The sequence below is a fragment of the Microbacterium sp. C448 genome (assembly GCF_000582705.2).
GTDB classification, from domain to species: Bacteria; Actinomycetota; Actinomycetes; order Actinomycetales; family Microbacteriaceae; genus Microbacterium; species Microbacterium lacus_A.
The window spans coordinates 42,523-62,052 of the sequence record NZ_HG779619.1 but is presented as its reverse complement, the minus strand read 5'-3'; the positions used below and the strand labels follow the sequence as shown (position 1 = coordinate 62,052).

The following is a 19,530-nucleotide window of genomic DNA, read 5'->3' as shown; positions in this document are numbered from 1 at the left end:
GTAGCGGAAGCACGCCTGCCGGATACGCGACTGGCTGAGACACGGCTCGTCGAGACGCGCGAGTACCCCGCCCCGGCGGCATTCGCCGCGCAGGCGAACGTCACCGTCGGGACATACGCGGATGCTTCGGCCGACCCCGTCGCGTTCTGGGAGCGCGCGGCTTCCCGGCTGGAATGGTCTGAGCCCTGGCGCAGCGCGCACGAGTGGGAGCCGCCCGTGCGCGACGCGTCGGGCGAGCTCTCGGTTCCGGCGGCGAGCTGGTTCGTCGGGGGGCGCCTGAATGTCGCCGCGAACTGTGTCGACCGCCATGTCGCCGCCGGGCGCGGCCAGAAGGTCGCCCTGCACTTCGAGGGCGAGCCGGGCGACCGCACGACGGTCACGTACGAAGACTTGCAGCGTCGGGTGTCGCAGGCCGCGAACGCACTGCTCGCGCTCGGTATCGAGCCGGGCGACCGCGTGGTCGTCTATCTTCCTGTCCTCGTCGAGACCGTCGTGATCGCCCTCGCCTGCGCACGCATCGGTGCGGTCCACTCGCTCGTCTTCGGGGGGTTCTCGGCCGAGGCGGTGCGCTTCCGGGTCGAAGATACGAAGGCGAAGCTGCTGGTCACGAGTGACGGACAATACCGACGCGGCTCGGCCGTGCAGGTGAAGCACGCGGCCGACGAGGCCGTCGCGGGCCTCGATCACGTCGAGCATGTCCTCGTCGTGCGCCGCACCGGGCAGGATGTTCCCTGGACCGAGGGTCGCGATGTGTGGTGGCACGACGTCGTTGACACCGCGTCGGATCAGCACGAGCCGCAGGCGTTCGACGCGGAGCATCCGCTCTTCATCATCTACACCTCGGGTACGACGGGTAAGCCGAAGGGCCTCGTGCACACGAGCGGCGGCTACCTGACCCACGCGAGTTGGGCGCACTGGGCGCATTTCGACGCAAAGCCCGACGACGTGCACTGGTGCACCGCCGACCTCGCCTGGGTGACCGCGCACACGTACGAGATCTACGGTCCGCTCTCGAACGGGCTCACGCAGGTGATCTACGAGGGAACGCCGGATGCTCCGACGCGCGAGCGTCATCTGGAGATCATCGAGCGCTACGGCGTCACGGTGTACTACACGTCGCCCACCCTGATCCGAACCTTCATGACGTGGTTCGGCGACACCCTCCCCGCGGGGCACGATCTGTCGACCCTGCGTCTGTTGGGCACGGTTGGCGAGGCGATCAACCCCGCCGCGTGGGTGTGGTTCCGCGAGACCTTCGGCCGCGGCGAGCTGCCGATCGTCGACACCTGGTGGCAGTCCGAGACCGGCGCCGCGATGATCGCGCCCCTTCCGGGGGTGACGACGCTCAAGCCGGGCTCGGCATCCATCGGTCTGCCGGGTATCGATGTGGCCGTTGTGGACGAAGACGGAGCGGATGTCGCACCCGGCCGCTCGGGAACGCTCGTCGTCCGCCGACCGTGGCCCGGAATGGCGCGGACGGTATGGGGCAACCCGCAGCGCTATCGCGACTCGTACTGGGCGCAGTACGCGGGCAAGGGCGAACACGGCGGCTACTACGTCGCCGGAGATGGCGCGACGATCGACGCCGACGGCTACGTCTGGATTCTCGGGCGCCTGGACGACGTGCTGAACGTGTCGGGCCACCGAATGTCGACCATCGAGATCGAATCGGCGCTGGTGTCGCACCCGACCGTGGGGGAGGCGGGGGTGACGGCGGTCACCGACCCCGTCACCGGGCACGCCGTTGCCGCGTTCGTCGTCGCGTCCGGGGCTGAGGGGCTGTCTGCCGCGGACCTGCGAGCACACGTCGCACGAGAGATCGGCCCCATCGCCAAGCCCAAGCACCTGTTGGTGGTTCCCGAGCTGCCCAAGACGCGGTCCGGCAAGATCCTGCGCCGCCTGCTCGCACAGCTGTGGGAGGCTGAACAGGATCGCCGGGCCGGTCGTGAACCTGGAGGCCTGGGCGACACCACCTCGTTGCAGAACCCCTGGGCCGTTGACGACATCGCCACAGCCCTCACCTCGGCGTGAGCCGCAGAGAACCACACCTGAGAGAAGACATGACCGAAGATCACCGGTTCGGATTCCGCACGCGTGCCTTGCACGCGGGTGCGACGCCCGACGCTTCCACGGGTGCCCGCGCGGTGCCGATCTACCAGACGTCGTCGTTCGTCTTCGATGACGCGACGGATGCGGCGAACCTGTTCGCCCTGCAGAAGTACGGCAACATCTACTCGCGTATCGGTAACCCGACCGTCGCTGCCCTCGAGGAGCGCCTCGCCTCGCTCGAGGGTGGCATCGGCGCGGTGGCCACGGCATCCGGAATGAGCGCCGAGTTCATCACGTTCGCCGCGCTGGTCGGACACGGTGACCACGTCGTCGCGTCGGGCCAGCTGTACGGCGGCACCGTGACGCAGCTCGACGTGACACTTCGCCGGTTCGGCGTCGAGACGACGTTCGTGCCCTCGAGCGACCCGGCCGACTATGCCGCGGCGATCCGGCCCGAGACGAAGGTTCTGTACGTCGAGACGATCGGCAACCCCTCGGGCGAGATCGCCGATATCGAGGGACTGGCCGAGGTTGCGCACGCGGCCGGCATCCCGCTGGTCGTCGACTCGACGCTCGCGACGCCCTACCTCGCGCGCCCGCTCGAGCATGGCGCCGATATCGTGATCCACTCGGTCACGAAGTTTCTCGGCGGCCACGGCACGACGCTCGGCGGAGTCGTGATCGAGAAGGGCACGTTCGACTGGGGCAACGGCAAGTTCCCGCAGATGATCGAGCCGGTCGCCTCCTACGGCGGCATCAGCTGGTGGGACAACTTCGGTGAGTACGGATTCCTCACCAAGCTCCGCTCCGAGCAGCTCCGCGACATCGGTCCCGCGCTCAGCCCGCACTCCGCCTTCCTGTTGCTGCAGGGCGTCGAGACCCTGCCCCAGCGCATCGACGCGCACCTGTCCAACGCGCGAATCGTCGCTGAGTGGCTCGACAGCGACCCGCGCGTGTCGTTCGTGACGTGGGCCGGACTCGAGGAGCACCCCCACCGCGATCGCGCGGCGAAGTACCTGCCGCTCGGACCGGGCTCGGTTTTCGCCTTCGGCGTGCGACCCTCGGGCGAATTCGCCTCGGATGAGGAACGTCTCGTCGCGGCCCGAGCGGCGGGGGAGTCCGTCATCGACGCCCTGCGCCTGGCCTCACACCTGGCGAACATCGGCGATGCACGCACCCTCGTCATCCACCCGGCCTCGACCACGCACCAGCAGTTGAGCGCGGCGCAACTGGTCGACGCGGGCGTTCCCGCCGATCTGATCCGCATCTCGGTGGGGCTGGAGGATCCCGAAGACATCCTGTGGGACCTCGATCAGGCCCTCACGGCCGCGACGGGGGTGCAGCGATGAGCGCCTCGTGCGAACTGCCGCAGCAGCCGGTGGCGCCCGCGCCCGAGAACGGAGCGGCGTGCGCTCTTCCCGGCGCCGTCGTCGCGGGCGCGCCGGAGCGCACCTGGGCCCCGCCCGGGTCACAGGATCGCTACGAGATCCTGCGAAAGGCGAAATCGGTCGCCATCGTCGGCGCATCCGAGAACCCCGCGCGCGCGAGCTTCTTCGTCGCCACGTATCTGCTCGGCAGCTCGCCCTACGACGTGTACTTCGTCAACCCGCGGGCGAAGAACATCCTGGGTCGCCCCGTGTATGCCTCGCTGGCCGACCTGCCCGTCGTTCCGGACATCGTCGACGTGTTCCGCCGACACGATGATCTGCCCGGAGTCGCGCAAGAGGCAGTGGATGTCGGTGCCGCGGCGCTGTGGCTGCAGCTCGGTTCGTGGAACGAGGATGCGGCGGCGATCGCCGAGGCCGCGGGGCTGTCGGTCGTGATGGATCGTTGCATCAAGATCGAGCACGCGCGCTTCCACGGCGGGCTGCACCTTGCCGGTTTCGACACCGGCGTGATCAGCTCGAAACGCCAGTTGCTGTCGCGCTGAAGCTCGCGGGCGCGCCGCTCGCGTAGAATGAACGGATGCGTGCGCTCTGGCGTGCGCTCACAGACTTCCGGAGGCGCTAGCATCCGGGCCCCGATCGAGAGGATCCGCCATGGCTGGAACGAGCGAAGGCATCATCGACCCGTCACTAGACGCGCTGCTGCAGAAGAAGGATGCCGAGGGCGCCCCGATCTCCAAGTACCAGCTCGTGATCTACGCAGCCAAGCGCGCGCGTCAGATCAACGACTACTACTCGGACCTGCACGAGGGCAACCTGTTCGACAACGTGGGCCCCCTGGTCGACTCGTCTGTCGAAGACAAGCCGCTCACGATCGCGATGCACGAAATCAACGAAGACAAGCTGCGCCTGCGCGGCACCGAGGCCTAAAGACTCGGAAGAAATTGCCGCCGCCCGCCGCGACCTCTGATGGTCTGGGGCGGGCGGCGGTTTCAATGTCGGCGGTCCCCGCCATACTGGGCCGCACACTGGTGCGTGAGCACCCGACTGGAGCACCCATGAGCGATCTGCGACTGTTCACCTCCGAATCCGTGACCGAGGGACACCCCGACAAGATCTGCGACCAGATCAGCGACAGCATCCTCGACGCGATCCTGACGGAAGATCCGGTCGGGCGCGTCGCGGTCGAAACGCTCGTCACGACGGGTCTCGTTCACGTCGCGGGTGAGGTGTCGACCTCGGCGTACGTCGAGATCCCCGCGATCGTCCGTCAGGTCGTGAACCGCATCGGGTACACCTCGAGCGAGACCGGCTTCGACGGCGATTCGTGTGGTGTGAGCGTGTCGATCGGCGCGCAGTCATCTGACATCGCGGCGGGAGTCAACAAGGCGTTCGAACAGCGCGAACAGCGATCGGCCGATCCGCGCGACGAGCAGGGCGCGGGCGACCAGGGCATCATGTTCGGTTACGCCACGACCGAGACGCCTCAGCTGATGCCGATGGCCAGTTGGACCGCGCACCGGATGGCGGAGCGTCTCGCAGACGTCCGGCGCGAGGGTCGTCTGCCGTTCCTGCGGCCGGACGGCAAGACCCAGGTCACGCTCGGCTACGACGGGCCGACTCCGAAGACGGTGGACTCGGTCGTGCTGTCGACGCAGCACCACCCCGACATCTCTCAGGACGATCTGCGTGCCCTCGTGCAGGCCGAGGTCATCGACCCGGTGCTCGAGGCTACGGGTCTCGACATGCCCGACGTGAAGTACTACATCAACCCGGCGGGTCCCTTCCTCGTCGGCGGACCGAAGGGTGATGCGGGTCTCACGGGTCGCAAGATCATCATCGACACCTACGGCGGGGCATCGCGGCACGGCGGCGGGGCATTCAGCGGCAAGGATCCCTCGAAGGTCGATCGTTCGGGCGCATACGCCATGCGTTGGGTCGCGAAGAATGTCGTGGCCGCGGGTCTCGCGGACCGCCTCGAGGTCCAGGTTGCGTACGCGATCGGCAAGGCGCGGCCCGTCGGCATCTACGTCGAGTCGTTCGGCACCGGGCGAGTCCCGGATGCCGAGATCACCCGTGCGATCACGCAGGTCTTCGACCTGCGCCCGGCGGCGATCATCGAGCAGCTCGACCTGCTGCGTCCGATTTATGCGCAGACGGCCGCCTACGGCCACTTCGGACGTGACCTGCCGGACTTCACGTGGGAGCGCCTCGACCGCGTCGAGGAACTGCGCGCCGCAGCCGGATTCTGACCGTGGCAGGACGTCCGGTGGCGCGCGTGCTGCTGGATTCGCCGCTGCCGCAACTTGACCGCTTGCTCGACTACGCGGTCCCGCCGGCGATGGATGACGCGGTCGTGCCCGGCGTGCGAGTTCGCGTTCCCCTGCGCACGGTCGGTCGACTCGTCGACGCCTATGTCGTCGAGCGTGGCGAGGCCGTGGATCCGGACCGACCGCTGTCCGAGATCGACACGGTCGTCTCGGATGTGCGGCTGCTGCCAGAGCGCCTCTACACGCTCGCCCGTCGCGTGGCGGATCGAGCGGCGGGTTCGGCCTCGGACATCCTGCGCCTGGTGATCCCCAAACGTCAGGTGCGCGTCGAGAAGGCCTGGGTCGCGGGGGAGCGGCCCCTCGTGCCCGAGATCTCCGCAGACAGTGTGGCGGCTGCCGAGAGGACGTTGGGCTTCTACCCGGGGTTGTGGGGGGCGATAGATGGCGGCGGTCGTGTGGCCCTGGACGCGCCGCCGCGCCCGGCCCGGACGGCGACCGGCGAACCCGTCGGCGAATGGGCGCTTCTGCTTGCCGCTGCGGCGACCCGGACGTTGGCCGCGGGGCGCAGCGCGATCATCGTCGCACCCGATCACCGGGACCTTGACCAACTCGCGCGGGCTTTGTCAGGCGCGGTGCCCGCTGAAGCGATCGTGCGCGACGACTCGTCTCGCAGCGCCGCCGAGCGGTATCGCGGTTACCTTCGGCTGTTGGCGGACGCGCCCGCCGTCGTCATCGGAAACCGCTCGGCCGTGTACGCCCCGGTGGCGAACCTCGGGCTCGTTGCGATCTGGAACGACGGCGATCCTCTGCTCGAAGAACCGCTCGCACCGTATGTCCACGCCCGAGATGCGGCCCTCGTGCGACAGGGGCTCGATGGCGGCGCGCTGATCTTCGCGGGACACACCCGAACGACGGATGTCGAGCGCCTGGTCTCGGTCGGCTGGCTGCGCGATCTCCCGGCAACCCGTCGCACCGCACCACGCGTCGTTCTGAGCGCCACCCGCGAGGGCGAGCGGCCCGGGGTGCGCGTGCCGTCTGCCGCTTTCGCTGCCGCCCGCGAGGCACTCGCCCATGGTCCCGTTCTGGTGCAGGTGTCGCGCCCGGGTTACGCACCGGTCCTCATCTGCGACGGCTGCCGGCGCGCCGCACGCTGCGCGCACTGCGGGGGACCGCTGCAGGCCGAACGCCGCGGCGCGATACCCACCTGCCGGTGGTGCGGGCGCGTCGCAACGGGATGGCAGTGCCCGCACTGTGAGCAGACGAAGTTCCGGCTCGCATCGGCGGGGAGCATCCGCACGGCAGACGAACTCGGGCGTGCTTTCCCCGACACGCGCGTGATCATCTCGGATGGCTCGCACCCCGTGCTGGAGGTCGATGATCGGCCGGCGCTGGTGATTGCGACCCGCGGCGCGGAGCCTTTCGCCGCGGGCGGATACCGCGCCGTCGTGTTGCTCGACGGCGACCGGATGCTGATGTCCGATGCGTTGCGCATCGGCGAGGCGTGCCTGCGTTGGTGGTCGGATGCGGCGGCACTGGCAACCCCCGGTGCGCCCGTTCATCTGGTCGGGGTGGCGGGCGCGGTCGGACGCGCTCTCGCGACATGGACGCAGCCGGCGTACGCGCGGGCGGAACTCGACGACCGTGCTCCGCTCCGCATGCCCCCGACGTATCGCGTGGCATCCCTCGAGGGCGACTTCGACGCCGTGGAGCGCGCGGTTATCGAACTGCGCGCGGCGGTCGCTCTCGATCCGGAAGCGGTCATCGGGCCCGTCGAGATCCCGGCCGATCCGATGGCGACGCGCCCCGGCCCTGCGGCCCGTGTGCTGGTGCGTTTCGACTACGCGCACGGCGCGGCCGTCACCACGAGTTTGCGGGCAGCCGTCGTCGCTGCCGCCCTCCGCGGGCGCCGCGGACCGAGGAAGAGTGGATCAAGCACGACTGCGCCGCGGAATACACTCAGAGTGCGGGTCGATCTGGCCGACCCGGAGCTCTAGGAGGCGTCATGCGGCTGGTCTTTGCCGGGACGCCCGAACCCGCGGTGCCCTCGCTCGGGGTGCTCGCGGCGGAGGGGCACGAGATCGTCGGTGTCGTCACGCGACCCGACGCTCCGCTCGGGCGGAAGCGCGTGCTGACGCCCTCGCCCGTGGCCGAGGCCGCGGAGAAGCAGGGGCTCAGGGTCATCCGTGCCGGGCGCCTCGACGACGCCGTAACGGACGCGATCACCGCACTCGAACCAGAGCTGGGCGTCATCGTCGCGTACGGCGGCCTGGTGCGCGAGCCGCTTCTCAGCGCGCCCACGCACGGCTGGATCAACCTGCACTTCTCGCTGCTGCCCCGCTGGCGTGGAGCGGCACCCGTGCAGCACGCGCTCATTGCGGGCGATGAACTCACGGGTGCGAGCGTCTTCCAGCTCGTGGCCGAACTCGATGCGGGGGATGTCTTCGCCGAGCGCAGCTATCGTGTGCCGCGGGATGCGACGGCCGGCGAGGTCTTGGTCGACCTCGCGGGGCTCGGGGCCGAACTCCTGCGCGATGTCGTCGCCGGCATCGAGAGCGGACGGATGACCGCCGCACCGCAGGTGGGCGAGCCCACGTTCGCTCTCAAACTCACGCTGGACGACGGCCGGGTTCGCTGGGACGAGCCCGCCGAGCGAGTTCTCGGGCGCATCCACGGCACGACCCCCGAGCCGGGCGCTTTCACGACGGTCAACGGCCAGCGTCTGAAGGTGCTCACGGCACGCTCCGGCGGGGCGCACATCGCATTGCGCCCGGGCGAAATCGCGGCCGCGGGCCGGGACATCCTGATCGGCACCGCAACGGACGCGATTCACGTCGATCGCGTGCAGCCGGCGGGACGACCGGCGATGGCGGCGGGCGATTGGTGGCGGGGTCTGCGCACCCCTGACCTGAGGGCAGGCGAATGAAGATCCAACCCGCACGTCGCGTTGCGTACGAAGTCCTGAGTGCCGTGTCGGAGTCGGATGCCTACGCCAACCTGCTTCTGCCCGTCGGCATCGGTCGTGCGGGCCTCGGATCTGCCGACGCCGGCCTTGCCACCGAGTTGACCTACGGGACGCTGCGACGCCGCGGCTACTACGACGCCGTCATCGAGCTCGCGTCACGGCGCAAGGTGGCCGCGATCGATGCCCCCGTGCTCGATGCGCTTCGCATGACGGTGCACCAGCTTCTCTCGACCCGTGTCGCCTCGCACGCGGCCGTGCACGAGGGCGTCGAGCTCGTGCGGGTCTACGGCGGCAGTAGCGCGACGGGCTTCGCGAACGGGGTGCTGCGCTCCATCGCCCGGGAAGATCCCGGAACGTGGCGCGAACGCGTGCTGGCCACGGCACGGAACACCGACGAGCGTCTCTCGCTCGGGCACGCGCATCCGACGTGGATCGTGCGCGCCTTCCGTCGGGCTCTCGCCGCCGAGGGCCGCAGCGATGAGCTTGAGGCTCTCCTCGCGGCAGACAACGCTTCGCCGTCGGTCACCATGGCAGCGCTGACGGGTCTGGCCGATGTGCCGGAAGACGCCGTGCGCACGCTGTATTCGCCGCTGGGCTTCCGTGCCGGGGGCGGTGACCCCGAACCTCTCGTCATCGGATCGGGCGGGCGCCTCCGCGTTCAGGACGAGGGCTCGCAGCTCGCGGCGCTCGCGCTGACCCGGGCCCGCGAAATCCGCGCGGGGGAGCGTTGGCTCGACCTGTGCGCCGGACCCGGCGGGAAGACCGCGGTGCTCGCCGCCGAGGCGCGGGGTGAGGCATCCGTCGACGCGAACGAGGTCTCACCGGCGCGAGCGGGACTCGTGCGGCGAGCGCTCGAGGGTGTCCCCGCGACCGTCGAGGTCAGCGAGGAAGATGGCCGCACGCGCGTCGACCGCGACGCCGGCGGGTACGACCGCGTGCTGGTCGATGCCCCCTGCACCGGCCTGGGCGCGCTGCGCCGCCGACCGGAGGCGCGTTGGCGGAAGGGCCCGGAGGATGTCCCGCAGCTCACGACGTTGCAGGGCGAACTGTTCGATGCGGGTGTGCGCGCACTCCGTCCGGGCGGCATCGTCGCGTATGTGACGTGTTCACCGCACCTCGCCGAGACCGTCGGAGTGACCCGTGAGGGCGCACGGCGCTGGGAGGGCCAGATCACCCAGCTCGATGCCCGTGCGGTCGTCCGTGACGTCTCGCGCGCACCGATCGATCTGCCCGAGGCATCCGAGGACGCCCTCCACGTTCAGCTCTGGCCGCACCGGCACGGCACCGACGGCATGTTCATCGCCCTCTTCGAGCGCAACGCCTGACGTCGCGCGTGAGCGCTTCCGCTGTCGCAGATCGACCCTCCGGCGCGGTGGAAACGTCGATGTGCGACAGCGGAAGGGCATCTGGGTCAGTCGAGGAAGTGCAGACGCCCGCCGTGCACCTCGAGCTGGCGACGCAACAACTCCAGCGCGGCGGGATGAGCGCGCGCGAGTTCGCTCCCGTCGACCAGGATCGTGTCATCGGTCACGGCGCCGTCGGCGAGGTCGCTCAGCACCCCGATCATCCGTTCCGCGCCGCTGAAGGCGAGCTCACCGCCGAGGTGGACGACGACGCGTCCTTCGCTCCGGTCGATGCGGATGCCAGGTGCTGCGATCGCCTCGTGGGGCTCGAAGACATGCATCCCGAACTCGCCCGACATGCGCTCCAGGATCTGGATGCCTCGGACGCTGTTGCCGTGGCGATCCAACCGCGGGCTGAACGTGGCAACCCCGAACTGCGACGGCGCGATGGCGAGCAGAGCCCCGCTGACACCGCTCTTGGCCGGGAGCCCGACGCGCAGCAGCCATTCCCCGGAGTAGTCGTACATGCCGCAGCTCGCCATGACCGAGACGACATCGCGGGCGACATCCTCGCGCACGACACGTTCGCCCGTGACCGGGTTCACGCCCCCGAACGCGAGGGTCGCGCCCATCACGGCGAGGTCCCGAACGGTGACGAGTACCGAACACTGGCGGAAGTACGTCTCGACGACCGTCGGGACATCGCCACGGATGATGTCGTGCGAGCGCGTCAGGTAGGCCAGGGCGCGATTGCGATGGCCGGTCTCGGATTCGCCGCGGTAGACCTCCTCGTCGACGGTCAGCGTTCGACCGGCAAAGCGTGAGAGACCCGCGACGATCGTCTCGGCGCGCGAGAACTCGTCGCCCTCCCCGAGAAGAGACGAGGTCACGATGGCGCCCGCATTGACCATGGGGTTGGCGGGACGACCGGTCCCCGCCTCGAGGCTGATGGCGTTGAAGGGCTCGCCGCTCGGCTCGACCCCGACCCGCGCGAGGACCGCGTCCCGCCCGAGCTCTTCGAGGGCGAGCGCGAGCACGAACGGCTTCGAGACCGACTGGATCGTGAACTCGACGTCGTCATCGCCGACAGAGGTCACCCGCCCCCTCGGGCCCACAACCGCAAAGGCGAGCCGCTCGGGATCGGCCGCCGCAAGGGAGGGGATGTAGTCGGCGACACCTCCGGCGTCGCGCCCACGCACGTCGTCCAGCACGGTCTCGAGCATGCGCACAATCGGGTCCACGCCCTGACCCTATCGGCCGGTATCGACGCTCTCGTCGCTCAGCGAGAGGACGCGACATGCCGCGTGCACCTCTACGCCGACGGCATGTCGCGTCCTCTCGGGGTCACTGGCGTGCTCGAGGGCCGACGTGGCTTGTCGTGAGGAGTCCGTCGGCATAATGAGGGGGTGCCCCAGACCGAGCTTCCCTCCGCCCCGCGGATCAACCCGAGCATCCTTGCGGCGGACTTCGTCAACCTGCAGGCCGATCTCGAGCGGATCGCCACCGCTGACTTCGTCCACGTCGACGTCATGGACAACCACTTCGTGCCGAACCTGACATTCGGGCCCCAGATGGTCGGGCGAATCCAGGCGACGAGCCCGGTACCGCTCGATGTGCACCTGATGATCGATGACCCCGATCGCTGGGCCCCGGGGTACGCCGAGCTCGGCGCAGCATCCGTCACTTTCCATCTCGAGGCCGCGACAGACCCGGTCGCGTTGGCGCGCAAACTCCGCCAGATCGGCGCACGCGCGGGCGTCGCCGTCAAACCGGATACCCCGGTCGAGGGGCTATTCGACGTGCTCGACGAGTTCGACCAGATCCTCGTCATGACCGTTGAGCCCGGCTTCGGCGGCCAGTCGTTCCGCGCGGACACGATGCCCAAGCTGCGTCTGCTCTCCGAAGAGGCGCGCCGGCGCGGCTCACAGGTCTGGCTACAGGTCGATGGCGGGATCTCGCAGTCGACCATCGCGCAGGCTGCCGAGGCGGGGGCCGACACCTTCGTCGCCGGATCCGCGGTGTTCGGAGCGGAGCGTCCGGATGCCGCGATCGCCTCGCTCCGTGCGGGCGCGGCTCGCCACGTGCACTGAGCCGGTAGCCTGGCAGGGTGAAGACATTCGACGAGCTGTTCGCGGAGCTGACGGTCACGGCCGCCGAGCGACCCGAAGGCTCGGGTACCGTGGCGCAGCTCGATCGCGGAGTGCACGCGATCGGGAAGAAGATCGTCGAAGAGGCCGCCGAAGTGTGGATGGCCGCGGAGTATGAGTCCGACGAGGCCACGGCGGAAGAGATCTCGCAGCTGCTCTACCACCTGCAGGTGCTCATGTTGGCGAAGGGTCTGACGACCGGCGACGTCTACCGACATCTCTGATTCGCCCTCGTCCTTCCACCCTCGAACCGAAAGCCCGCATCACCATGTTGCGAATCGCCGTGCCCAACAAGGGCTCGCTCGCCGACACAGCCGCCGACATGCTCGCGGAGGCCGGATACACCGGCCGCCGCGACCCGAAAGACCTGCACGTCATCGACCCGCAGAACGACGTCGAGTTCTTCTACCTGCGTCCGAAGGACATCGCGACCTACGTCGGTTCCGGCGCCCTCGACGTCGGGATCACCGGCCGTGACCTCCTGCTGGATGCACGGATGCCGGGGGCTCAGGAAGTCGAATCCCTCGGTTTCGGGGGCTCGACCTTCCGCTTCGCGGGCCCTCCCGGACGCTTCGAATCGGTGAAGGACCTCGAGGGGATGCGGGTCGCGACCGCGTACCCGGGTCTCGTCGACGGGTTCCTCGACGAACACGGCGTGGCCGTCGACCTCGTACCGCTCGACGGTGCGGTCGAGTCGGCCGTCCGCCTCGGCGTCGCGGATGCGGTCGCCGATGTCGTGTCGACCGGGACGACCCTGCGTCAGGCGGGGCTCGAGATCTTCGGTCCGGTCATCCTCGAGTCGGACGCCGTGCTCATCGCCGGCCCCGACCAGAAGGTCGGGACCGAGACGCTGCTGCGGCGCCTCCGCGGCGTGATGGTGGCCCGTCGATTCGTCCTCGTCGATTACGACCTGCCGGCGGCCCTTCTCGACCAGGCCGCCGCCGTCGCTCCGGGTATCGAGTCGCCGACGATCTCGCCTCTGCGCGATCCCGAGTGGGTCGCCGTCCGCGTCATGGTTGCTCGTCACGGTGTCAACCGCGTCATGGACGAGCTCTACGCGATCGGTGCGCGGGCCATCCTCGTCACCGCCATCCACGCCGCGAGGTTGTGACGACGTGGCTCTCGTCTGCCGCGTCATCCCGTGCCTCGACGTCGCGGCGGGGCGCGTCGTCAAGGGCGTCAATTTCGCGAACCTGCGGGACATGGGCGATCCCGTCGAGCTCGCGCGGCTCTATTTCGCGCAGGGCGCCGACGAGATCACCTTCCTCGATGTGACCGCGACCGTCGATGAGCGCGCGACGACCTACGACGTCGTGCGCCGAACGGCCGAAGAGGTCTTCATTCCGCTGACGGTCGGCGGGGGAGTGCGCACGGCCGAGGATGTCGCACGGCTGCTCGCGGTCGGTGCCGACAAGATCGGCGTCAACTCGGCCGCGATCGCGCGGCCCGCGCTGCTCGACGAGATCGCCGACCGCTTCGGTGCCCAGGTGCTGGTGCTCTCGCTCGATGTCAAGCGCTCCGCCGCGACCGACTCCGGATTCGTCGTCACGACCCACGGCGGACGGACCGAAACGACGCTCGACGCGCTCGAGTGGGCGCGCGAGGCGATCGAGCGGGGTGCGGGCGAACTGCTCGTCAACTCGATCGACGCGGACGGCACGAAGGAAGGCTTCGACCTGGAACTCGTCGGGCTGATGCGCGAGATCGCGAGTGTGCCCGTGATCGCATCGGGGGGCGCGGGTTCGGCCTCGGACTTCGCGCCGGCCATTCGCGCGGGAGCAGACGCCGTGCTTGCCGCGAGCGTTTTCCACTCGGGCCAGCTCACGGTCGGGGATGTTAAGGCGGCCATGACCGCGGACGGGATCGAGGTTCGATCATGAGCGACGTAGACGCATCCGGCACCGACGTCGACGACCGCATCGCGCGCGTCGCCTTCAACGACGACGGCCTGGTGGCTGCGATAGTGCAGCAGCATGACACGCTCGAGGTCCTGATGCTCGGATGGATGGATGCCGAGGCCCTCCGCCGCACGCTGACGAGCGGTCGGGTGACCTTCTGGTCGCGCTCGCGGCGCGAGTATTGGCGGAAGGGCGACACGTCGGGACACATCCAGCTCGTTCGCGGTGCCCGTCTCGACTGCGACGGCGATGCCGTGCTGCTGAGCGTCGAGCAAGTGGGCGCCGCTTGTCACACCGGCACCCGCACGTGTTTCGACGCGGACGATCTGGCGCCTGTCGTCGCTGTCGAGGCTGAGTCGGATTCCCCTGCGGGATTCGGGGAGGCCGACGCGTGACGGTTCGTCGGGCACGGTTCATCACCGTGCTGCTCCTGCTCGCGGCCGGCTCGTTGCTGCTTATCGCGTCGACTCAGACGTGGTTCGTCGTCGTGCTGCGCGAGAGCCCGGACACACCACTCGAGGTCAGCGGATCGGCCGCGATGCCGGTGCTCGCGCCCCTCGCGCTTGCCGCGCTGGCCCTGGCCGCCGCGACATCCATCGCGGGTCGCTTCATGTCGTACGTCTCCGCGATCCTGGCGATTCTGCTCGGGGTCGCTCTTGTCGTACTCCTGTGGTCGCCCTCGACGGGCGACACCGCCAGCGCGATCGCTCCCACGGTGACCGAGGCGACCGGAATCGCGGGTACGGATGCCGTGGCCGCTCTGGTTCGACGCGTAGAGACGACGCCGTGGCCCCTCATCGCGCTCGTTCTGTCCGCCGCGCTCCTGCTGATCGGGCTCTTCGCCGTCGCCACGGCGCACACCTGGCGCCGCACGGGCCGGCGGTACCGGACGGACTCGACTGCTCGAAGCGCCGGAGCGGCGACCCGAAGCGCTGGAGGAGCGACCCGAACCGCCGGAGCGACGACGCAGGCCGACGACCCCACGGCCCCCGGAACGGGAGCACCCTCGACGCCCGGTGAGCCGCTCGATGCCATCGATTCGTGGGACGACCTCAGCCACGGATCCGACCCGACGCGCTGATCCCGGCACAGTCCAACGGGCTCAGCACCCCGCGCGCTCCCGATAGACTGGGGTGCGCATTCCACCGAAGGAGCCCCCATGAGCCACGACATCGACGAGCCCGGTCACGGACACTCTCCGGCCGCCTGGACAGCAGTGGTGATCATGCTGGTCGCGGTCACGATCGGCACCGTCGCCTTCGTCATCGACGTTCCCTGGGTCGTTTGGGCCTCTGCTGTTCTGCTGCTCGTCGGCCTGCTGGTCGGCTGGGTGATGAAGCGCGCCGGTTATGGAGTCGGCGGCGCCAAGTCCGCCCCGAAAGCACATTGAGCATGCTCGCCGACCTCACATCCGGCGCCGTGGAAGATGCGCGCGCTCGTGAGGCCGAGCTTCCCCTCGTCGACCTCGAGCGCAAGGCCCTCGCCGCGGCTCCCGCGATCGATGCTCTCGCAGCCCTTGCTCCGACCGACACTGTACGGATCATCGCCGAGGTCAAGCGGGCGAGCCCGTCACGCGGCGACCTCGCCGACATCCCGGACCCGGCTCTGCAGGCAAGCCTCTACGAGCAGGGTGGCGCATCGGCAATCAGCGTCCTGACGGAGGGACGCCGCTTCAAGGGCAGCCTCGCCGACCTCGAAGCCGTACGCGGCGCCGTCTCGCTCCCCGTCCTCCGCAAGGACTTCATCGCGACGGCCTATCAGGTGTTCGAAGCACGCGCCGCGGGCGCCGACCTCGTTCTGCTGATCGCCGCCGCACTCGACCAGCCCACACTCGCGACGCTGCATGAGCTCGTTCGCGAACTGGGCATGACCCCCCTCGTCGAGACGCACAATCTCGACGAGGTCCGCCGCGCAAGCGAGATCGGAGCACGCCTCGTGGGTGTCAACGCACGTGACCTGACGACATTCGAGCTCGACCGTGACCTTTTCGGTCGCCTGGCCGAGCACATCCCCGTCGACGCGATCAAGATCGCCGAATCGGCGGTGCTGCGTCCCGAGGACGTCGCGCACTATCGCAACGGCGGCGCGGATGTCGTGCTCGTCGGCGAGGCGCTCGTGACGGGCGATCCCGTCGCCACGCTCCGCGACTTCCTGGCGGTGCCGACATGAGCCTGCGCGCGGCCACGGGGCCGTTCTTCGGCGAGTTCGGCGGGCGTTTCATGCCCGAGTCGCTCATCGCCGCGATCGACGAGCTCACCGCGGTCTACGAATCGGCGATGGCGGATCCGGAATTCACGCGCGAGTTCCACCGCCTCCTGGCGACCTACGCCGGCCGCCCATCGATCATCACCGAGGTGCCGCGTTTCGCCGAGCACGCGGGCGGTGCCCGGGTTTTCCTCAAGCGTGAAGATCTGAACCACACGGGGTCGCACAAGATCAACAACGTGCTCGGCCAGGCGTTGCTCACGCAGCGTCTCGGCAAGACGCGCGTGATCGCCGAGACCGGCGCCGGCCAGCATGGTGTCGCCACCGCGACGGCCGCGGCTCTGTTCGGCTTCGAATGCACGATCTACATGGGCGAGGTCGACACCGAGCGTCAGGCCTTGAACGTCGCACGGATGCGTCTACTCGGCGCCGAGGTCATCCCCGTCACGACGGGCTCGCGGACGCTGAAGGACGCGATCAACGAGGCCTACCGCGACTGGGTCTCGAGCGTCGAGACGACCAACTACATCTTCGGCACGGCTGCGGGTCCGCACCCGTTCCCGGCGATGGTGCGGGACTTCCAGAAGGTCATCGGCGACGAGGCGCGCGCCCAGCTGCTCGAAGAGCTCGGTCGTCTGCCCGACGCCGTCGTCGCGTGTGTCGGCGGCGGGTCGAACGCCATCGGCATGTTCGACGCGTTCCTCGACGACACCGATGTGCGCCTCTACGGCGTCGAAGCAGCCGGTGACGGCGTCGACACCCCGTTCCACGCGGCATCCATCGAACGCGGACGCCCCGGCATCCTGCACGGCGCGAAAACCTTCGTGCTGATGGACGAAGACGGCCAGACGACCGAGTCGCACTCGATCTCCGCCGGTCTCGACTACCCGGGCGTCGGTCCCGAGCACGCGTGGCTCTCGGCGATCGGACGCGCGGAGTACATCCCGGCGACCGATGATCAGGCCATGCAGGCTCTGCGCCTGCTCAGCCGCACCGAGGGCATCATTCCCGCCATCGAGTCCGCACACGCCCTCGCGGGCGCGCTGCGAATCGGGCAGGAGCTCGGACCCGACGGCATCATCGCGATCTGTCTCTCGGGACGTGGCGACAAGGACATGGACACCGCGGCGCGGTACTTCGAGCTGTATGACGCGGATGCGGTGGCCCCGGTTATCCCCGAAGACGTCATCGGTCCGGATGACGCCGCATCGGGAGAGGGCATCCAGCTGTGACGTCACGCGTCGAAGAGGCGATCTCGCGCGCCCACTCCGAGGGGCGGGGAGTGCTGATCGGATACCTGCCGGTGGGCTTCCCCGACATCGAGACGAGCATCGAAGCCGCGGTGGCGCTGGCCGAGAACGGCGTCGACATCATCGAGCTCGGCCCGCCGTACAGCGATCCGGTCATGGACGGGGTCGTCATTCAAGAGGCGACGCAGGCTGCTCTGGCCGCGGGGTTCCGCCTCAGGGATCTGTTCCCGGCGATCCGCGCCATCACCGAGCGCATCGACATTCCGGTCCTCGTCATGTCGTACTGGAACCCGATCTGGCAGTACGGCGTCGACCGCTACGCGGACGACCTGCTCGCCGCGGGCGGGGCCGGCATCATCACGCCGGACATCACGCCGGAAGCAGCGGGGGAGTGGATCGCCGCGAGCACCCGCACGGGACTTGACCGCGTCTTCCTCGCCGCGCCGACCTCGACCGACGAGCGCCTGAGCCTCGTGGTCGAGAATTCGACGGGCTTCGTCTACACGGTTTCAACGATGGGCATCACGGGAGAGCGCACCGCGCTGGATGCCGCCGCTCGCACGCTCGTCGCCCGCCTCCGCGACCACGGCGCGAAGCACGCGTGCGTCGGCATCGGCATCTCGACGCCGGATCAGGTCACAGGAGTGATCGAGTACGCGGACGGCGCGATCGTCGGTACGGCGCTCGTGCGTGCACTACGCGACGGCGGCGTGGAGGGCCTCAGCGAGGTCGTCCGTGCCCTCTCTGCGGGCACCGCGCTTCCCGCGCGCTGACCGGCCGCGCCGTTCGCCGAGGACAGGCGATTCGCCGAGAACAGGACGATCCTTCGCCGATCGTCCTGTCTCCGGCGATTCTCCTGTTCTCAGCCGTTCTCATCCCGGTAGGTGCACCGGTGGGCAGGGCGTCGAATCGGGCGCGTCGCCGCGCTGATCTAGACTTCCGGTCATGCCTTCTTTCGCCCTGAGCGTGCACGCGAGCATGCATGCAAGTGTTGTTGCGAGCATCCCGAGCCCCTCGGTCAGCTTCATCGAGCTCGGACCTTTCCGCATCTACTTCTACGCGCTCTGCATCATCGCCGGCATCATCGTTGCCGCGATCATGACGAACCACCGCCTGACCAAGCGCGGGGCAGAGCCCTGGGTCGTGCTGGACGTCACGCTGCCGGCCATCGTGCTCGGCATCATCGTCGCGCGGATCTATCACGTGCTCACGCATCCGGCGTTCTACTTCGGCGAGGGCACCAACCCGCTCGCGGTTTTCTTCATCTGGGAGGGCGGCATCGCTATCTACGGTGCCCTCATCGGTGGGGCGATCGGTGCATGGCTCGGTTGTCGCTGGAGCGGCATCCGATTCTGGACGTACGCGGATGCCCTGGCCCCGGGTCTGCTGCTCGCCCAGGCGATGGGTCGCTTCGGCAACTGGTTCAACAGCGAGCTGTTCGGGCTGCCCACCGACGTTCCGTGGGGACTCGAGATCGACCCGGAGAACGTCGCCTTCCCTGAGGGCCTCGCGCCTGACACGTTGTTCCACCCCACGTTCCTGTACGAAGTGATCTGGAATGTCGCGGGCGTTCTCGTCCTGTTGTGGGTGGGGCGCAAGTTCCAGCTGCAGTGGGGTCGCCTCTTCGGCCTGTACCTGATCTGGTACAGCGCGGGCCGCATCGTGTGGGAGTCGATCCGCATCGATCCCAGCGAGATCATCCTGGGCCTCCGCACCAACGTCTGGGCCGCCATCTTCGGTGTGATCATCGGCATCGCGATCATGGTCATCCAGAAGCGCCGTCACACCGGCAAGGAGCCGAGCCCGTATATGCCCGGGCGTGGCCCCGCCGCAGCGGAGCCCGGCGAACACGCTGGGGTACAATCGCAAGACACCACTGAGTTCGTGGACGTGAGCGAGCCGCCCGCGAACGAACTCCCTGGCGGGGCAACGGCCACAAGCACAGTCGCCAGTAAATAACCGCCACGAAGTAATGCTTCCGGGCCGACGTCGTCCCATAAGATCCACCAGTGAGGACGGTT

20 protein-coding genes are annotated in these 19,530 nt (G+C 68.9%); 19 read left to right on the top strand and 1 reads right to left on the bottom strand.

Translation table 11 applies throughout. The annotated features are described in order from the left end of the window. Positions 1 to 15: 15 nt before the first annotated feature. The 8 genes from acs (at position 16) to MIC448_RS03750 (ending at position 9,991) form a co-directional block, all read left to right on the top strand. Positions 16 to 2,031, top strand: coding sequence for an acetate--CoA ligase (gene acs / locus MIC448_RS03785; RefSeq protein WP_051513083.1), 2,016 nt, complete (start codon positions 16 to 18; stop codon positions 2,029 to 2,031). 29 nt (positions 2,032 to 2,060) lie between these two features. Next, a complete protein-coding gene (locus MIC448_RS03780; protein WP_036296265.1) occupies positions 2,061 to 3,398 on the top strand; it encodes an O-acetylhomoserine aminocarboxypropyltransferase/cysteine synthase family protein in 1,338 nt (445 codons plus the stop codon). Next, complete coding sequence (locus MIC448_RS03775; RefSeq protein ID WP_036296257.1) at positions 3,395 to 3,979, top strand: CoA-binding protein; 585 nt, start codon at positions 3,395 to 3,397, stop codon at positions 3,977 to 3,979. Before MIC448_RS03780 ends, MIC448_RS03775 begins: the two co-directional genes overlap by 4 nt. 109 nt (positions 3,980 to 4,088) lie before the next feature. Next, on the top strand, positions 4,089 to 4,364 hold the full coding sequence (gene rpoZ / locus MIC448_RS03770) for a DNA-directed RNA polymerase subunit omega (protein ID WP_036296256.1): 276 nt from the start codon (positions 4,089 to 4,091) through the stop codon (positions 4,362 to 4,364). Between the two features lie 128 nt (positions 4,365 to 4,492). Next, positions 4,493 to 5,686, top strand: coding sequence for a methionine adenosyltransferase (metK, locus tag MIC448_RS03765; protein ID WP_036296255.1), 1,194 nt, complete (start codon positions 4,493 to 4,495; stop codon positions 5,684 to 5,686). A gap of 2 nt (positions 5,687 to 5,688) precedes the next feature. Continuing rightward, the gene (locus MIC448_RS03760) at positions 5,689 to 7,698 is read left to right on the top strand and encodes a hypothetical protein (protein WP_036296254.1); all 2,010 of its coding nucleotides are present in this window, start codon (positions 5,689 to 5,691) and stop codon (positions 7,696 to 7,698) included. Positions 7,699 to 7,706: 8 nt separating this feature from the next. After that, entirely contained in the window at positions 7,707 to 8,627 is a 921-nt protein-coding gene (gene fmt / locus MIC448_RS03755; RefSeq protein ID WP_036296252.1) for a methionyl-tRNA formyltransferase, read from the top strand. Next, entirely contained in the window at positions 8,624 to 9,991 is a 1,368-nt protein-coding gene (locus MIC448_RS03750) for an RsmB/NOP family class I SAM-dependent RNA methyltransferase (protein ID WP_036296250.1), read from the top strand. The genes fmt and MIC448_RS03750 overlap by 4 nt, the downstream gene beginning before the upstream one ends. 86 nt (positions 9,992 to 10,077) lie before the next feature. Here the strand turns inward: MIC448_RS03750 and glsA are convergent, their stop codons facing one another. After that, entirely contained in the window at positions 10,078 to 11,250 is a 1,173-nt protein-coding gene (gene glsA / locus MIC448_RS03745) for a glutaminase A (protein ID WP_051513078.1), read from the bottom strand. A 165-nt stretch (positions 11,251 to 11,415) separates the two neighbouring features. On the opposite strand from glsA, the gene rpe reads away from it, so the two are divergent. From rpe to lgt, 11 genes are all read left to right on the top strand, one after another. Continuing rightward, positions 11,416 to 12,099, top strand: coding sequence for a ribulose-phosphate 3-epimerase (gene rpe / locus MIC448_RS03740; RefSeq protein ID WP_036296248.1), 684 nt, complete (start codon positions 11,416 to 11,418; stop codon positions 12,097 to 12,099). A gap of 17 nt (positions 12,100 to 12,116) precedes the next feature. Next, on the top strand, positions 12,117 to 12,380 hold the full coding sequence (locus MIC448_RS03735) for a phosphoribosyl-ATP diphosphatase (RefSeq protein ID WP_036296246.1): 264 nt from the start codon (positions 12,117 to 12,119) through the stop codon (positions 12,378 to 12,380). Between the two features lie 44 nt (positions 12,381 to 12,424). Continuing rightward, positions 12,425 to 13,267, top strand: a complete 843-nt coding sequence (gene hisG / locus MIC448_RS03730) for an ATP phosphoribosyltransferase (protein ID WP_036296244.1) — start codon at positions 12,425 to 12,427, stop codon at positions 13,265 to 13,267. Positions 13,268 to 13,271: 4 nt separating this feature from the next. Beyond that, positions 13,272 to 14,036, top strand: coding sequence for an imidazole glycerol phosphate synthase subunit HisF (gene hisF / locus MIC448_RS03725; protein ID WP_036296242.1), 765 nt, complete (start codon positions 13,272 to 13,274; stop codon positions 14,034 to 14,036). Next, complete coding sequence (gene hisI, locus MIC448_RS03720) at positions 14,033 to 14,449, top strand: phosphoribosyl-AMP cyclohydrolase (RefSeq protein ID WP_036296240.1); 417 nt, start codon at positions 14,033 to 14,035, stop codon at positions 14,447 to 14,449. Before hisF ends, hisI begins: the two co-directional genes overlap by 4 nt. Beyond that, the gene (locus MIC448_RS03715; protein WP_051513076.1) at positions 14,446 to 15,135 is read left to right on the top strand and encodes a Trp biosynthesis-associated membrane protein; all 690 of its coding nucleotides are present in this window, start codon (positions 14,446 to 14,448) and stop codon (positions 15,133 to 15,135) included. The genes hisI and MIC448_RS03715 overlap by 4 nt, the downstream gene beginning before the upstream one ends. A 78-nt stretch (positions 15,136 to 15,213) precedes the next feature. Further along, on the top strand, positions 15,214 to 15,444 hold the full coding sequence (locus MIC448_RS03710; protein WP_036296238.1) for a DUF6704 family protein: 231 nt from the start codon (positions 15,214 to 15,216) through the stop codon (positions 15,442 to 15,444). A gap of 2 nt (positions 15,445 to 15,446) precedes the next feature. Continuing rightward, positions 15,447 to 16,223: an indole-3-glycerol phosphate synthase TrpC gene (gene trpC, locus MIC448_RS03705; protein ID WP_036296236.1), complete on the top strand. Its 777-nt coding sequence runs from the start codon at positions 15,447 to 15,449 to the stop codon at positions 16,221 to 16,223. Further along, positions 16,220 to 17,491: a tryptophan synthase subunit beta gene (gene trpB / locus MIC448_RS03700; RefSeq protein ID WP_036296235.1), complete on the top strand. Its 1,272-nt coding sequence runs from the start codon at positions 16,220 to 16,222 to the stop codon at positions 17,489 to 17,491. Before trpC ends, trpB begins: the two co-directional genes overlap by 4 nt. Then, positions 17,488 to 18,282 carry a tryptophan synthase subunit alpha gene (gene trpA / locus MIC448_RS03695; RefSeq protein ID WP_036296234.1) on the top strand — a complete coding sequence of 265 codons (795 nt, stop codon included), beginning with the start codon at positions 17,488 to 17,490 and terminating at the stop codon, positions 18,280 to 18,282. The genes trpB and trpA overlap by 4 nt, the downstream gene beginning before the upstream one ends. 172 nt (positions 18,283 to 18,454) lie before the next feature. Beyond that, complete coding sequence (gene lgt / locus MIC448_RS03690) at positions 18,455 to 19,468, top strand: prolipoprotein diacylglyceryl transferase (RefSeq protein ID WP_243419894.1); 1,014 nt, start codon at positions 18,455 to 18,457, stop codon at positions 19,466 to 19,468. The last annotated feature ends 62 nt before the right edge of the window (positions 19,469 to 19,530 follow it).

Coding starts and splice junctions, on each gene's coding strand:
- trpC (WP_036296236.1), top strand. CDS start 15,447: ATGCTCGCCGACCTCACATCCGGCGCCGTGGAAGATGCGCGCGCTCGT.
- MIC448_RS03710 (WP_036296238.1), top strand. CDS start 15,214: ATGAGCCACGACATCGACGAGCCCGGTCACGGACACTCTCCGGCCGCC.
- rpoZ (WP_036296256.1), top strand. CDS start 4,089: ATGGCTGGAACGAGCGAAGGCATCATCGACCCGTCACTAGACGCGCTG.
- MIC448_RS03750 (WP_036296250.1), top strand. CDS start 8,624: ATGAAGATCCAACCCGCACGTCGCGTTGCGTACGAAGTCCTGAGTGCC.
- metK (WP_036296255.1), top strand. CDS start 4,493: ATGAGCGATCTGCGACTGTTCACCTCCGAATCCGTGACCGAGGGACAC.
- lgt (WP_243419894.1), top strand. CDS start 18,455: ATGCCTTCTTTCGCCCTGAGCGTGCACGCGAGCATGCATGCAAGTGTT.
- MIC448_RS03775 (WP_036296257.1), top strand. CDS start 3,395: ATGAGCGCCTCGTGCGAACTGCCGCAGCAGCCGGTGGCGCCCGCGCCC.
- hisG (WP_036296244.1), top strand. CDS start 12,425: ATGTTGCGAATCGCCGTGCCCAACAAGGGCTCGCTCGCCGACACAGCC.
- hisI (WP_036296240.1), top strand. CDS start 14,033: ATGAGCGACGTAGACGCATCCGGCACCGACGTCGACGACCGCATCGCG.
- fmt (WP_036296252.1), top strand. CDS start 7,707: ATGCGGCTGGTCTTTGCCGGGACGCCCGAACCCGCGGTGCCCTCGCTC.
- trpB (WP_036296235.1), top strand. CDS start 16,220: ATGAGCCTGCGCGCGGCCACGGGGCCGTTCTTCGGCGAGTTCGGCGGG.
- MIC448_RS03780 (WP_036296265.1), top strand. CDS start 2,061: ATGACCGAAGATCACCGGTTCGGATTCCGCACGCGTGCCTTGCACGCG.